This window comes from Streptomyces albicerus, assembly GCF_008905045.1.
Classification (GTDB): domain Bacteria; phylum Actinomycetota; class Actinomycetes; order Streptomycetales; family Streptomycetaceae; genus Streptomyces; species Streptomyces albicerus.
The window spans coordinates 70,461-84,981 of sequence record NZ_VWMY01000004.1; the positions used below are offsets into that span (position 1 = coordinate 70,461).

At 69.5% G+C, this 14,521-nt stretch carries 14 protein-coding genes and 1 pseudogene; 7 read left to right on the top strand and 8 right to left on the bottom strand.

Features of this window, described 5'->3' with window-relative positions:
* Complete coding sequence (locus tag GAS53_RS04430) at window positions 1–558, bottom strand: sulfite oxidase-like oxidoreductase (protein WP_151476083.1); 558 nt, start codon at window positions 556–558, stop codon at window positions 1–3.
* An 834-nt stretch (window positions 559–1,392) separates the two neighbouring features.
* Here GAS53_RS04430 and GAS53_RS04435 point away from each other — a divergent pair.
* Entirely contained in the window at window positions 1,393–1,965 is a 573-nt protein-coding gene (locus GAS53_RS04435; protein WP_151476084.1) for a GNAT family N-acetyltransferase, read from the top strand.
* A gap of 91 nt (window positions 1,966–2,056) precedes the next feature.
* Window positions 2,057–2,512 (top strand): NlpC/P60 family protein, encoded by a 456-nt coding sequence (locus tag GAS53_RS04440; RefSeq protein WP_151476085.1) that lies wholly within the window; start codon window positions 2,057–2,059, stop codon window positions 2,510–2,512.
* A 108-nt stretch (window positions 2,513–2,620) separates the two neighbouring features.
* On the opposite strand, the gene GAS53_RS04445 is transcribed toward GAS53_RS04440, so the two are convergent.
* The 7 genes and pseudogenes from GAS53_RS04445 to GAS53_RS04475 all read right to left on the bottom strand — a co-directional run bounded on the left by GAS53_RS04445 (window position 2,621) and on the right by GAS53_RS04475 (window position 10,544).
* Complete coding sequence (locus GAS53_RS04445) at window positions 2,621–3,313, bottom strand: response regulator transcription factor (protein WP_151476086.1); 693 nt, start codon at window positions 3,311–3,313, stop codon at window positions 2,621–2,623.
* Complete coding sequence (locus GAS53_RS04450; RefSeq protein WP_151476087.1) at window positions 3,310–4,638, bottom strand: sensor histidine kinase; 1,329 nt, start codon at window positions 4,636–4,638, stop codon at window positions 3,310–3,312. The genes GAS53_RS04445 and GAS53_RS04450 overlap by 4 nt, the downstream gene beginning before the upstream one ends.
* A gap of 7 nt (window positions 4,639–4,645) precedes the next feature.
* Window positions 4,646–6,895 carry an MMPL family transporter gene (locus tag GAS53_RS04455; protein WP_151476088.1) on the bottom strand — a complete coding sequence of 750 codons (2,250 nt, stop codon included), beginning with the start codon at window positions 6,893–6,895 and terminating at the stop codon, window positions 4,646–4,648.
* A 233-nt stretch (window positions 6,896–7,128) separates the two neighbouring features.
* A pseudogene (locus tag GAS53_RS58240) lies at window positions 7,129–7,239 on the bottom strand (oxidoreductase); the annotation flags it as partial.
* A gap of 189 nt (window positions 7,240–7,428) precedes the next feature.
* A complete protein-coding gene (locus GAS53_RS04465) occupies window positions 7,429–8,892 on the bottom strand; it encodes a membrane-associated oxidoreductase (protein WP_151476090.1) in 1,464 nt (487 codons plus the stop codon).
* A gap of 178 nt (window positions 8,893–9,070) precedes the next feature.
* The gene (locus tag GAS53_RS04470) at window positions 9,071–9,985 is read right to left on the bottom strand and encodes an SDR family NAD(P)-dependent oxidoreductase (protein ID WP_151476091.1); all 915 of its coding nucleotides are present in this window, start codon (window positions 9,983–9,985) and stop codon (window positions 9,071–9,073) included.
* 4 nt (window positions 9,986–9,989) lie between these two features.
* Window positions 9,990–10,544: a nuclear transport factor 2 family protein gene (locus GAS53_RS04475; RefSeq protein ID WP_151476092.1), complete on the bottom strand. Its 555-nt coding sequence runs from the start codon at window positions 10,542–10,544 to the stop codon at window positions 9,990–9,992.
* A 127-nt stretch (window positions 10,545–10,671) separates the two neighbouring features.
* Between GAS53_RS04475 and GAS53_RS56045 the strand changes: the two genes are divergently transcribed.
* The 5 genes from GAS53_RS56045 (at window position 10,672) to GAS53_RS04500 (ending at window position 14,412) form a co-directional block, all read left to right on the top strand.
* Complete coding sequence (locus tag GAS53_RS56045; RefSeq protein WP_318721145.1) at window positions 10,672–11,562, top strand: LysR family transcriptional regulator; 891 nt, start codon at window positions 10,672–10,674, stop codon at window positions 11,560–11,562.
* An 88-nt stretch (window positions 11,563–11,650) separates the two neighbouring features.
* Window positions 11,651–12,532: a metalloregulator ArsR/SmtB family transcription factor gene (locus GAS53_RS04485; protein ID WP_151476094.1), complete on the top strand. Its 882-nt coding sequence runs from the start codon at window positions 11,651–11,653 to the stop codon at window positions 12,530–12,532.
* Between the two features lie 2 nt (window positions 12,533–12,534).
* Complete coding sequence (locus GAS53_RS04490; RefSeq protein WP_151476095.1) at window positions 12,535–13,083, top strand: dihydrofolate reductase family protein; 549 nt, start codon at window positions 12,535–12,537, stop codon at window positions 13,081–13,083.
* A 159-nt stretch (window positions 13,084–13,242) separates the two neighbouring features.
* Window positions 13,243–13,743, top strand: a complete 501-nt coding sequence (locus GAS53_RS04495) for a GNAT family N-acetyltransferase (protein WP_151476096.1) — start codon at window positions 13,243–13,245, stop codon at window positions 13,741–13,743.
* A gap of 159 nt (window positions 13,744–13,902) precedes the next feature.
* Window positions 13,903–14,412, top strand: a complete 510-nt coding sequence (locus tag GAS53_RS04500; protein WP_151476097.1) for an SRPBCC family protein — start codon at window positions 13,903–13,905, stop codon at window positions 14,410–14,412.
* The last annotated feature ends 109 nt before the right edge of the window (window positions 14,413–14,521 follow it).

The following is a 14,521-nucleotide window of genomic DNA, read 5'->3' on the forward strand; positions in this document are numbered from 1 at the left end:
TCAGTCGCCCCAGTTGCGCTGCTCGCGCCACGGGTCGCCATAGTTGTGATACCCGACGCCCTCCCAGAAGCCGGGCTCGTCCTCGTCCGTGAGCTGCAGACCGCGGACCCATTTGGCGGACTTCCAGAAGTACAGGTGCGGCACGAGCAGCCGGGCGGGTCCGCCGTGCTCGGGAGACAGCGGGTAGCCGTCGTAGGTGTGGGCGATCCATGCCTTGCCGTCGAGGAGATCCTCCAGTGGGAGGTTCGTGGTGTAGCCGCCGTAGCTGTGGACGACGACGTAGTCCGCGGTCGTCTCGACGTCTTCGAAGAATGCGTCCAGGGGTACCCCTCGCCACCGCGTGTCGAACTTCGACCACCGTGTCACGCAGTGGATGTCGTGGAGCGTCTCCTGCTGCGGCAGGGCCATCATCCGGTCCCAGGTCCAGCTGTGTGTCTCGCCGGTTTCCGTGGTCACGGTGAAGGCCCACGTCTCGGTGGGGACGTTCGGCGTGGGACCCGCCGACAGCACGGGGAACTGCTCCGTCGGGTACTGTCCGGGCGGCAGCCGGTCCGTCATGCGGCGGCCGCGTCCCTGAAAGCCTGGTGAGAAGGAGTTCACGGGCGTCGTCTCCTGAGCTGATGTGCGGACTGGTGAGCCCGGCAGGACCCTGGGGACGGCAATGCCGGTGGAGCGGGGGCCGCGCACACGGTACGGAGGGGGCACGACCGCGCGACCGTCTGCCGACCGTTTCGAGCGGTCAGTTCGTCGCACGTACCGAAACGGATCAGGCCGACCACCTCCTTCGGGCTTCGGTGGGGAGACGGCCACGGCGTACGAGGCCCCCTCGGTCCCGACGATAGCCGCCGCCCCTGCCGGCTTCGCGCCGAAGCGCTGTACCCGCGGGGTTGACCGCGTTGTCCACGCCGTGCACGAGCGCCCAGTCGAGCGTCCGTCGGTCGAGCATGTCCGCGTAGGGGTCTGGTTCGCCGGTCATCGGAGCGGTCAGGACCTCACCCAGATCGGGATGGCCGCGAGGTGGCGTGCCGCTTACCGATCAGCTCTCGGTCCAGGTAGAAGAACCGCTCCAGCTCCGGACGCGTGGGCTTCTCAGCGAACTTCCCGTACGACTCAGCCTGCGCCGCTGGAGAGCACACACGGTCACCAGCAGGCTGAACCCCACCGGGAACTGGCGACAGTTGATTAGGTGAGCCCGCCAGTATCAACCCCCGACCGGGGGCTACGTACTGGTTCCCCTGCGCTGCTCCATCGCCCGTACGACGGTGTGACCTGGCTCGCCAACGACTTTCCCGGCGCGGTTGTGGCGAGCTCCTCCCACCACCAGGGCAGGGCAGGGCAACTGCCACCGAAGGTTCGGCAGCGTCGCCACCTACGCCGTGACATCGTGGTGTCATGACCATCGAAGTTCGCCCGGCTTCGGTCTTCGAGGATGTCCGTGCCGTGCTCGGCCCGAAGTCGCCTGCGGCCAACGTCTGCTGGTGCCTCAGCTACCGGATCCCGTCCAAGCTCAACAATGAGCTTCGCGGGCCGGCCCGCGGTGAGTACGTCGCCGAACTGTGCCGTAAGGAGCCCCCTCCAGGAGTGCTCTCCTATGACGGCGACGAGCCGGTCGGCTGGGCCGCCGTGGCACCGCGCTCGGCCACCTCCTTCGCGCGCAACCGTAAGATCCCGCACGTCGACGATCTGCCGGTCTGGTCGCTGTGGTGCATCCGCGTACGCCCCGGTTATCGGAAGAGGGGGATCTCGCACGCCCTCATCGCCGGCGCGGTCGAGTTCGCCCGCAGCTACGGCGCACCGATGATCGAGGCGTACCCCCTCGACAACGGTGACGCCAAGGTCGACCTGACGATGGCGTACGCCGGGATCCGGAAGAACTTCGAACGCGCCGGGTTCACCCACGCCGCCGACACCACCTCGGTGCTGGCCGGTCATCCCCGGGTCCTGATGCGGCTCGACCTGCGATGACAGATCAGACCTGGGCTCCGGCGGCCAGCGCCCCGTACCGGCCGGCAAGGGTACCTCGTGCGTGCTTCCCCGGGCGCTGCAGGATAGGGCCATGGATCCGGTACTGAACCAACTGCCGGCCGCCTTCTGGGCCGTTCCCTATGTGGGCCGCCGATTTCCGGGGTCGTCGGCGGTAACCGGTCGGCCTGGCTTGGCGGCTGGAGCGAACTGTCAGCTGTTCGCCTACGAGGTGCTCCGGCACTTCGGCTTGGCTCCGCCCGCGTTGCGTTCGAGTGACCTGTGGTCGGACACCCAGGCCACCGTCCGCGTTTCCCTTGCCCGGCCTCTTGATCTGCTGCTGTTCAATGCCACCGACGATGCCTACGGCGCTCACCTCGGGGTCTGGGTGGGCGAGGGAAGGGTGCTGCACCTGTGTGCGGAGGCAGGACGCCCAGCAGTCTGGACAATGACAGAGTTCGCCGCTCGGGAGCGCTACCGGGTCCTGATCGGTATCAAGCGTGTGATCGTCCGTCAGTCGGCCGAGCTTCTCGGCAACCAGGTGCAGTAGTCGGGAGCGACGAGTCCACGTCCATAAATGTCGACGTCTCCGCGCCGGGCAGCCGCGGGGTGTGCGCGGCCAGTCGCGTCGAGCCGCCGGAGGGCCCCCGGTAGCGGACTACGACAGGCGGTCGGTGTCGCCGTCGGGGGCGGCGTGGGCCAGGCCCGTCCGGTAGGCGATGACGACGAGTTGTGCCCGGTCGCGGGCCTCCAGCTTGGTCATGGCGCGCTGCACGTGGGCGCGGACGGTGAAGGGGCTGAGGAACATCTGCTCGGCGATCTCCTGGTTGGACAGGCCGGTCGCGACCAGGGCCACCATCTCGCGTTCGCGCGGGGTGAGCACGGCGAGCTGTTCGGCGTGGTGCGGCGGGGCGTTGTCCGGTGTGGCCAGGAAACGGGTGACCAAGGAGCGGGTCGCGGCGGGGGACAGAAGCGTGTCGCCGTCGGCGATGGTACGCACGGCGTCCGCCAGGTCCTCGGCCCCGATGCCCTTTCCGATGAAGCCGCCGGCCCCCGCGCGCAGCGCCTGAGCGACGTACTCGTCGGTCTCGTACGTGGTGAGGATCAGGATGCGGCTGGCGCGCAGTTCCGGGTCCGCGCAGATCTCCGACGTGGCGGTGAGACCGTCCACCTCGGGCATACGGATGTCCATGATCACCACGTCGGGGCGCAGCTCCCGGGTGAGTCTCACCGCCTCCCTGCCGTCGCCGGCCTCGCCGACCACGGTGATGTCGTCGGTGCTGTCGAGAAGCATCCGGAAGGCACCGCGCAGCAGGGCCTGATCGTCGGCGAGCAGCACCCGGAGCGTCACGGCGCATCACCGGCCTCTCCCCCGCCCGTCCGTCCGTCGCCTGTCGCTCCGTCGGCCATCCGCCCCTCCTCCGTGGTTGTTGCTCCGTCAGTGCTCCGTGTCGTGTCCTTGGTGTGCGGGAGCGGCAGCTCGGTGGAGACGACGAAGCCGCCCTCCGGGCGCCTGCCCGCAGAGAGGTGTCCCCCGACCGCGGTGGCACGTTCACGCATCCCGATCAGACCGTAACCGGGCGGACGGTCCACCGTCGTTGACGCACTCGGTCCCGTGGATGCGGTCGGCACCGTACGGGCGCCCCCTCCGTCGTCGGAGACGGTGATGGTCACGCGATCGCGGTTCCAGGCGAGGCGCACCCGGGCGCTACCGGTACCGGCGTGCTTGGTCACGTTGGTCAGGGCCTCCTGGACGATGCGGTAGGCGGTGAGGTCCACTCCCGGCGGCAATGGCCTGGCCGTGCCCTCCTGGTGCACCGACACCTCCAGACCCGCGCGGCGGAAGGACTCCAGGAGCGTGGGAAGCCGGGAAAGGCCGGGCGCCGGTTCAACTGGCTCAGCCGCGTCCCCGGACTGACGCAGCAGACCGACCGTGGCCCGCAGGTCGTCGAGCGCGTCGCCGGTGGTCTCGACGAGCTCCTTGAGGCTCTTGCGCGTCTGCTCCGGGCGGGCGTCGAAGAGGTGGGCGGCGACCGTAGCCTGTGCGTTGGCCAGGGTGATCTGATGGGCCACCAGGTCGTGCAGTTCCCGGGCGATGCGTACCCGTTCCTCGGCCACTCTCCGGCGTGCCTCGCTGTCCCGGCTCTCCTCGGCCCGCTGGGCCCGCTCCTCCACGGCCGCCAGGTAGGCGCGTCGGTTCTGCGCCGAGTGACCGAGTACGCCGGCCGCCAGCGGGAACGCCGCCACCAGTCCCAGCCTGCTCGCGTCCTCCCACGAGTTGGTCCCGAACGGGAGGGTGGAGGCGACCAGCAGCGCCGTGGAGGTGAGCAACACCGCGCTCGCCGCGCGCCGATCGGTGCGCACGGCGAGTGAGTAGGCTGTGATCACGGCGGGGGCCACGATGAGCGGGCTCAGCAGGAGACCCAACGGCGCGACCAGCATGCCGCACACGGTCGTGACCGCGATGGCGGCCAGGGGTGTCCTGTGCCGCACCGGCAGCACGGCACAGGACACCACGGCGATGAGGTAGGCGGTGGCGGTCGGCGGAGAAAGCGGCTTCTCGTTGACCTGCACCACGCCGCCGAACAGACAGAGCGCAAACGCCGTCGCCGTGATCGCTGCCTCCCGCCACCACGTGCCGCGTGGTCGCGGGCCACCGCCACCCGTGTTCGTCATGGCCGGCTCAGTGCCGATGCCGGCCGACGGGGAGCGGCGGCACCGCTGTGTCCGGCACGGTCACGGCGGCCGGGACATGCCTGCTCAGTTTCTCGCCCTCGATATCCACATTCGGCAACACGCGATTCAGGATACGAGGCAGCCACCAGGCCCGGTGGCCGAGCAGTGCCAGGACCGCGGGTGCGATCGCCATCCGGACCACGAAGGCGTCGAAGAGGACGGCGGCGGCCAGGCCGACGCCCATCGTCTGGATGGTCGGATTGCTCATCCCGATGAATCCGGCGAACACGCTGATCATGATGATCGCCGCCGCGGCCACGACACGTCCGCTGTGCCGGAAACCGTTGACGATTGCCTCGCCGGGGGACGCGCCATGGACGTAGGCCTCCCGCATCCGGGTGAGGAGGAAGACCTCGTAATCCATGGCGAGGCCGAAGACTATTCCGATGATGAGAATCGGCATCAGCGACATGACCGGTCCGGTCTGCTCGATGCCGATCAGGTCTGCCGCCCAGCCCCACTGGAAGACGGCGACGAGGACGCCGAAGGCGGCACCCACCGACAGCAGGAATCCGAGCGCGGCCTTGACCGGGACAAGGACCGAGCGGAAGACCACCGTGAGCAGGAGCACCGCCAGGCCGATGACCACGGTCAGATAGGGGATGAGGGCGTCGGACATGGCTTCGGAAATGTCGATGTTCAGCGCGGTTTTGCCGGTGACGAGGATGCCGGCGCCCGTATCCGCCTCGACGCCGGAGACCGCGCCCCGGATCGCGTGCACCAGGTCCTTGGTCTCGCCGCTGTTCGGCGCGGTCTGCGGGACGGCGGTGAGGACCGCCGTGTCCTTGGCCTGGTTAAGGACCGGATCACCGACCGAGGCGACGCCGTCCAGTCCCCGTAGGGTCTTGACGACCTGGTCCGTGGCGGCCTGGGTGTCCGCGGACTCCGACGTGTCCACGACCACGGTCAACGGGCCGTTGAAGCCGGGGCCGAAGCCTTCTGACAGCAGGTCGTAGGCACGGCGCTGGGTGGTCTCCACCGACTTGGACTCGTCTCCGGGCAGCCCGAGTTCGAGGCTCAGCGCCGGCAGGGCGACGGCGCTGAGACCGAGTACGGCGATCAGCAGCACGCCCATCGGCCGGCGCAGCACGAACCGCGCCCAGCGGGTGCCGAGCCCAGGCCGGCCGGCCGCGGTGGGCACCAGGTGCGGGCGCTCGCTTCCCGGCCGGGTGGCCTTGCGGACACGGCGGGACAGTACCCGCCGGCCGAAGAAGCCGAACAGCGCGGGGACCAGAGTCAGTGCGACGAGGACGGCAAGGGTCACGGCGCCCGCGCCGCCCATGCCCATCTTGGTGAGTTCGGGGATTCCGACGACCCCCAGCCCGACCAGGGCGATGATGACGGTCGCGCCGGCGAAGACGACGGCGGATCCGGCCGTGCCCACCGCCCGGCCGGCGGCCTCCTCCGGCTCGCGGCCCTGGGCGCGCTCGTCGCGGAAGCGGGAGGTGATGAAGAGTGCGTAGTCGATGCCGACCGCCAGTCCCAGCATCAGCGCCAGGATGGCGACGGTGGACGTCAGGCCCAGCGGCACGGCCAGCGCGGAGACCAGGCCGAAGGCGATGGCCACGCCCACGAAGGCGGTCAGCAGCGACAATCCGGCCGCGACCAGCGACCCGAGGGCGATGACAAGGACCACCGCCGCCACCGCCACGCCGATGAGCTCCGTCGTACCGCCCGGTGACTCTTCCGATTCCAGGGCCGAGCCGCCGATCTCCACGGTCAGCCCCGCGTTCCGGGCCTGGCTCGCGGCGTTCTCGAGGGCGCTCTTCGTCGGCTCGGTCAGGTCGACGGCGTCCGCGGTGTACGTGACCGTGGAGTAGGCGATGGTGCCGTCCTCGCTGACAGCGCCGGTCTCATAGGGGTCGGTGGTCGACGCGACCTGGTCGCCCCCGTCCAGCGAGCCGAGCGTGTCCTCGACGGCCGCCTTGTGCTCCCTGGCCGTCACCCGCTGCCCGTCGGGGGCCTGGAACACCAAGCGGGCCTCGGCACCCTGGGAGTTGCTCTGGGGGAAGCGCTCGTCCAGCAGGTCGAACGCCTTCTGCGACTCGGTGCCGGGCATGGAGAGGTCCTCTTCCTCCCCGGCCGGCGCCATGGCGACGGCGGCGACGGCCAGCACCAGGACACCCAGCCACAGGCCACCCACGAGCCGGCGCCGCCGGAAGGCCCACCGTCCGATCCGGTAAAGAATTGTCGCCACCTGTTGATCACTCCAGACACCGCTAGGCAAGGGGAATGCGCGAGATTCACGCGCCTCCCACACTTCCCTCCGGCGCCCCGCCGGGCATCGTCCCCCGCTGCCGTCTTCCCCTGGTGCACCCGGACCAGCCACTCAGGTGTCCTGGTGCCTACGCACTACAAGCCGACTTGGGCCGGGGCGGGGCTTGGCCTGGAGTTCAGTGACCTCGGCGACAGCCGGACTGTCACGCCCTCGGCGGACGATCGGCCGGCCGCCTCCTGGAGGGCGAGGCCGCGCTTGACGTAACCGGCCCGTGAGGCGAGCACCCGGAATCGGGGCCCGAGCTGTGCGGGCGTCGCCGACACGGTCGCTGCTTCGAAGTCTCCTGCTGCGGCCTCCTCGCGTCGCGTGGACCGGTCGATGTCCCGCAGTCCGGGATGCTAGGTGTCCCGCAGTCCGGGACGCGCGCCGTCGACGACCCCCGATGGCCGCCGTAGTGACGCGCCGGGCCTGAGCCGTTCCGTGCCGGTGCTCAGCCCTGCGCCGGTGGCGGCTCACTGACGGCTGAGGGTCCGCGTCACTCCTGCGACGACCGCCGTCGCCAGGATCCATCCGGTCACGATCAGGAGGTACGACAGCCACTGGGCCCAGCCGGCCGGCGCGAAGGCGTTCTCCTGGCCGAAGGAGATCACCGGGAGCAGCAGGTCGAGGGTGTAGAAGACAGGATTGAAGGGCGGCGTCTCGGACGCCTTGAGCGGGCGGGGATCGTGCAGGGCGTAGGCGACCGAGCCGATCGCCAGCAGCGACAGCAGCCACCCGGCGGCGCGCAGCGGGCGGAAGCCGTAACCGACGGTGGCGTCCTGGACGTGGCCCCAGCCCCGGGCGTACCAGGGCAGGGTGGCCCTGTGCCGACGCTGCTTGGCGAGCTGGACGAGGCGGGCCGCGTGATCGTCGCCGATACGGCGGTACGAGCCGGCCAGCTGCTCATAGGCGTGGGGCACATATCCGTCCCTGTCACGTTCCAGCATGGGCAGCCGGCGCTCGGTGGGTTCGTGCGGCGTGAGGGTCGTGTAGCTGAGGTTGTTCAACAGCACCTGGTTCGGAACCATCTCCGGTTCCAGGGTCAGGAGTTCTATCTGGGAGCGGCGCAGGTTGAGGATGCCGTCCACAGGAGGTCCCTTGCGCAGCCACAGCTCCCCGATGGTGCAACTGCTGGCGTGAAGGGCCGTGCCACCCGGATTCGAGAGGCGGGCGTGCGACAGGGCGAGCCGTCCGGCGATGCGGGCCCCGCGCAGCTCGATCGCGCCGCGTGCCTGTACGCATCCCAGCAGCACATCGGCCGCGACGGTGAGTGTCTCCGCGTTGAGCACGATGCCGCCGGGCTGGTTGAGTTCGGCGTCATGCAGGTTGACCGACCCGGCGATGTCGGCGCCGCTGAGCTTCACCTCGCCGTGCGTCTGCAGCCCGGGTGCCCATAAGTCGGCGCCGATGGCGGCCTGGTTGAGCTGCAGTACCGGTTCCGTGTCGTTCGGCGCGGTGAGGTGGGCCCGGTCCATGAAGAGCGCGCCGGAGATCTGTGCCCCACCCAGTCGCACCGGCCCCCGCACCCGGCACTCCGTCATGCGCAGCACGCCGTCGACGCGCAGGGTGTCGCAGTTGATGGCCGGCAGCACGGCACCGCGCAGATTGAGCTGGCGCAACCGGGATCCGTAGAGGTCGGGAGCGCGGTCGAAGTGGCAGTGGTGCATTCCGACGGGGTGCTCGATCACTGCGTACCTCAGGTGCAGCGTCCCGGTGATCCGGGCGCCCGCGATCTTGAGGCCGGCGATCTGTCCTTCTTCCTGAGGTGCGCTGATCAGCAGCTCCCTCAGGACCGAGGCACGCAGTGTGCGCTCCGGGCCCCAGCCGGCTCCGGTTGAGGCGTCCTCGTCCGGCGCTGCACGGAAGTCCACGGACTGGCCCCGCGGATAGGCATTCCACACGCGCCGCTCGGCCGGGGTGAGATCGTAGACCATCATCACCCGGGACTGTGACCGGGCGATGGATGGCTGTCAACCGCCCCGTCCCGCTTGCCCGGTGAGGCGGTCGAGCGCTCAGGAGAGCGATCTCGACGCCCACGATTGCGGTTTGTTGTGCTCCTACGCTGTACCCAGGGGCCGGCGTTCAGGTAGACGCGGTCGGCGAGGAGTAGCCCAGTCAGCCGGTCAGGTAGCCGCCGGACACGTCGACGTCCGTGCCGATGACGGGTGCCGCCTCGGCGGAGCCCAGCCACATCATGACCCTGGCCATCTCCTCGGCCCGCACGATGCGTTTGATCGGGTAGTCCTGGGCGATCTGTTCGTAGGTGACGCCGAACGCCTGGGCGGCGCGTCGCAGCATCGGGGTGTCCACCGCGCCGGGCGCGAAGGCGGCCACCCGGATTCCGTTGCCGGCGTATTCCAGCGCGGCCACCTTGGTCAGCGAGGCCACGCCATGCTTGCTCGCGTTGTACGGCGCGATGGTGGCGAACCCGACCTCCGCCGAGATCGAGGCCGTGTTCACGATGACGCCGCCCTTCTGGGACAGCATCTGCGGAATCTCGTACTTCATGCCGAGGAAGACTCCGCCCACATTGGTGCGCCACACGTCATCCATGTCCTGAAGGGACTGCTCGTGCAGGCGTACCGCGCGAGGGCTCTCGATGCCGGCGTTGTTGAAGGCCACGTCGATACGTCCATGTCGCTCGACACAAGCCGCGACGAACTCCCTGACCTGGCTCTCCTGGCGGACGTCGGCGCGCACGTACGTCGCGTCACCGCCCGCCGAACGGATCCGGGACTCAATGCGGCGGCCAAGATGGGCGCGGCGTCCGCAGAAGAAGATCCGCGCGCCTTCTTCGGCCATCGCCCGCGCGGCCGCTTCGCCGATCCCGGAGGTGGCGCCGGTGATCAGTACCACCTTGTCCGTGAAACGCCCGTCCGGCGCGGCGCTTGGCAGTTGCCCGGCCGATTGGGTTGCTGCCGCGGCCGGGACGGAGCCCGTGACCGCGCCGGCCGCCAGACCCGCCGCGCCGGCACGCAGCACGCGGCGGCGGGACGAGTCTTGGGGCAGCTCCCGCTCCTGTCTGCGCATGGCTTCACTTCCTTTCGGCGAGACGGTCCGGCAGCGGGGCCAGCGGGTAGTTACGCCAGAAGAACGCGTCGGCCAGGTGCTGGTCCCCGGCGAAGTTGATCGCCTCGGCGATCTTCCCGTTCCGGATGCGGAAGGCCAGCGCCCAGGTGATGTCGAGTCCCTCGGGTGCCGTGCTCCACCCCCGGTGCAGGTCGATGACCCAGTCTCCGTCGGCGGCGATGCACAGCGTCTCGGCGCGGAATCCGGCACGCCCCAACTCCCGGAAGAAGGCCAGGACTTCGTCGATGCCTTCCTTCGTTCCGGACAGCGGATGGTGGCCGGGAATGGTCCATCGGACATCCGGTGCGAAGAACGGCCGGAGGGCGTTGAGATCACCCGTGCCGTACGCCTCGTAGTAGCGGCGGATCAGCCGCACATGTGGGTGCTCCCCCGCTCCGGCCGTCGCCGCGCCGGCCGTCTGAGCCCCTCCCAGCATCGCGGCAGCCAGCCCGACCGCCCCCAGTCCCGCACCTCGCAGCACGCTGCCTCTGCTCACGGACTCGCCCTCGCCCACCGGCATGCCTCTCCCCTTCGCTTCTTGCCCGCTCTCGTAACTCCACGGAACCAGCGGTATCCGATGCGGTCCAATGCCTGCATCCATACGTTTGAGGCATAGAAGCTGCGACTGCGGGTTCAGGAGGCCGGCCGTGGATGTCGACACCAGGGTTCTGCGCTACTACGTGGCGGTCGCCGAGCACCTGAGTTTCACCCGTGCCGCACAGGAACTGTTCGTCTCCCAGCCGTCGTTGAGCCGACAGATCCAACGGCTGGAGAGCGAGGTGGGGGCCGCGCTGTTCGTCAGGACCGGCAGGCAGGTACGGCTCACGGCAGCCGGCGAGAACCTGCTGCCCGCCGCTCGCCGGATACTGGACGACTGGCGGCAGGCCGTCCGCGAGGTCCGGACGTCGGAGGCCGCGCGCAAACAGCTGCTGAGAATCGGGTTCGTGGCGACCGGCGCGGGACCACTGGGCAGGCGGGCACGCACGGTCTTCACCACCCACCACCCGGAGATCACGGTGGAGCCGAAACGGTTCGACTGGGGCGGCGAGGCGCAGGCGCTGCGGCAGGGGCTGGCCGATGCCGCCTTCGTCTGGCTGCCGACGGATCTCTCCGGGCTGCACGCACACGTCGTCGCGACCGAGCCGCGGTGGGTGGCCATGGCCGCCACGCATCCGCTGGCCGCGGCCCACGACACCGTAAGCATCATGGACCTGCGGGACGAGCCCCTGATGTGGACCCGCAAGGCGCCCCAGGAGTGGGTCGACTGGTGGGCGGTCAATCCCCGGCCGGACGGGTCGACGCCACTGTGGGGGCCTGAGAACGACAACGTCGAGGAGATGCTCGAACACGTCGCCACCGGCAACGCGGTATGCCTCGGCACGAAGTCGATGGCGGGCTACTACGCCCATCCCGAACTGACCTGGCGCCGCGTCACAGACATCGAGCCGCTCCGCATCGCCGTCGCCTGGCCTCACGGCCGGACCAACCCCCTGGTCCGGGCCTTCGTCGAAACGGTCATCGACCTCGCAGCTTTATGAGCCAACGGCTCCGTGCGCGACGTGGCCCCGACTGATCTCCTAAATTATTCCTTGACACGAATATTCTCTGTCACGAATACTCGTCCCCATGGACGCACTCCTCACCGCACTGGCCGACCCGGCCCGCTGGCGGCTCGTGAGCCTGTTGGCCGAGCGGCCCCGTTCGGTCGGCGTCCTCGCCCAGCTCGCCGGGGCGCGCCAGCCGCAGACGACCAAGCACCTGCAGACCCTCGAGCGCGCCGGCGTAGTCACCTCCCAGCGCACCGGCCAGCGCCGCATCTACGCGCTCCGGCCCGCTCCCCTGCGGGATCTGGCGGCTGCGCTCAGCCGGCTCGCCGACACCGCGGACCAGGTCGGTGGCCCGCGCGCGACCTACGACCGCTACGGGCTCAGCCTCGACGCGGAGCGGCTCGCCGCGGAGGAGTCGGGGTGGGCCGACGGCCGTTCGTTCAGGTTCCTGCGGTCGCTGACGGGGCGACCTGAGCTGGTGTGGCGCCACCTGACCGAGGCCTCCCTGCTCACTCGATGGTGGACGCCCGACGACCTCCGCGTCTCCGAGCTCGTCTTCGAGGCGCGACCAGGTGGGCGGGTCGTCCTGGAGTACCGCGACGCCGAGGACGCCGACGACTCCGACCTGGTCGCCGGGCGCGCGGAGGGAGTCGTCGACGACGTACGCCCCGGTGAGCGCCTCGCCTACCGGCTCTCCCCGCTGCTGCCCGACGGCGGCCTCGCCTTCACCGCCCACGTCGACCTCGGCCTCCGGCCCACCGACACCGGCACGGACCTCGACGTCCACTACCGGATCACCGACAGCACCGTCGACTCCGCGGACTTCATCGCAGGCATCGAGATCGGCTTCGGCCAGAGCCTCGACAAGCTCGCGGCGACCCTCACCACGTACGCGCACGACACCGACGGCGCGGACACCGACGAACGTGGACCACACGACATCGACAACAAGGAGCAGTAACGATGCGGAAGATCATCGAGCAGGCAGTAGTCACCCTGGACGGCCAGATCAGCACACCGCAGGACTGGCTCCCCACCAGGTGGGCCGGCGAGTTCGAGCAGCTCTCCAGGGACCTCCTCTTCTCCGTCGACGCGCTCCTCTACGGGCGGATCAGTTACGAGAGCCACGCCGAGGTGTGGCCGACCCTGCAAGAGGCGTTCGGTGACTACGCGGTCCGCATGAACACCATCCCCAAGCACGTGGCATCGCGCACCCTCACCGAGGTGACATGGAACGCCACTCTGCTCGGGGACGACGTCGTCGACGCCGTGCGCAAGCTGAAGGAACGGCCGGGCGGCGACATCCTCAAGGTCGGCACCGGCGGCTCGTTCAGCCGGACGCTGCTCGAGCACCGGCTGGTCGACGAATATCTGTTCTGGCTGTTCCCGGTCATCGCCGGCAGTGGCGAACGGCTCTACGACGGGATCGACACCACGGATTTCGACCTGACCGACGTCAAGCGGCTCGACAACGGCATCCTCGGCCTCACCTACGTTCCGACCACCCGCTGACACCGGTGCAGCAGCGCCCGATCCTCACGGACGTCGCGCCAAGTCCCCGGCCGCCATCACGGCCGGTGCCAGGTGCAACCTCCATGCACATTTCCACGGCAGATCCGCTCAGCCGCACCCGCCGCATGATGGCTCTTCCTGGTACGTAATACTCTCCTCATGAGCCGGAGTGTTACAAGCAGGAGCGGATCGGTCTCGATACGGCGGGCCGTCGCGCGGGATGCCAAGCGGCTCACGCGGCTCGTGCGGGGCTCACGCGCCTATGAGGGGCAGTACGCGGCCATGGTGGCGGGCTACCGTGTCGGTCCGGACTACATCGAGGCCCACCGCGTCTTCGTGGCCGTCGCCGCCGACGGGCCGGAAGGCCATGTACTCGGGTTCTATTCGCTCGTCCTCGCCCCGCCGGAGCTCGACCTGCTGTTCGTCGCCGACCAGTCACAGGGCCTTGGCGTGGGACGGCTGCTCGTCGCACACATGAAGTCCGAGGCTCGCGCCGCCGGGCTCGACCGCGTCCGGGTGGTGTCACATCCCCCCGCCGAGGGCTTCTACCGCAGCGTGGGCGCGGTGCACACCGGGACCGCGTCCGCGAACCCACCCGCCGTGGTGTGGGACCGGCCCGAGCTGGAGTTCCTTGTCTGTGCCGACGGTGCCGGATCTTGAGTGGTGCGTGATCCGTGATCCAGCTGATGTCCGCCGACGAAGGCCCTGAGCCCCCAGGACTGTAGGTCGTCCTGATGTCCATGAGGATGTCACCCGCGCAACGGCCCGGGATAGTCTCCCTACTCGCAAGTAGGTTGAGCATCCAGGGAGAGAGTGCCCATGCCCCGCACGTTCACCGTCGCTCGCAGCATCCTGGTACAGGCGTCACCGTCATCGGCGTATGACCAGATCAGCCGTCCCGCGCAGATGGGCCGGTGGAGTCCCGAGAACCTCGGAGCGACCGTGCCCGGCGGGAACGAGCCGGCTCACGTCGGCATGGTCTTCGAGGGGCACAACAAGCGCGGCCGATACCGCTGGACCACCCGCTGCACGGTCACCGTGGCGGATCCCGGCCGCCGCTTCGCCTTCCGCGTCCACGCGATCGGACTCAAGCGGCCGCGCCTGAACGCTCCGATCGCCACGTGGGAGTACCGGTTCGAGGCGGAGGGCAGCGCCACCCGGGTGACGGAGACCTGGACCGACGACCGGCGCTCCTGGCCCACGCTGGTGGCCGACGTCTTCGACCGCGCGGCCACCGGCGGCAAGACTTTCGCAGCCTTCCAGACCGGCAACATCGACACGACCCTGCGCAACCTCAAGCGGGAACTCGAAGCACCGGCGCGCCCCTGAGCCGAGCCGTCCGGGCACGCGCGTCGGTACGGGTGTCGCTGTCGCAGTCGTGGATCAGGTCTCGGACCCGGCCCGCACGGGTGGAGGTGGCCTCGGTTCCCAAAACCTC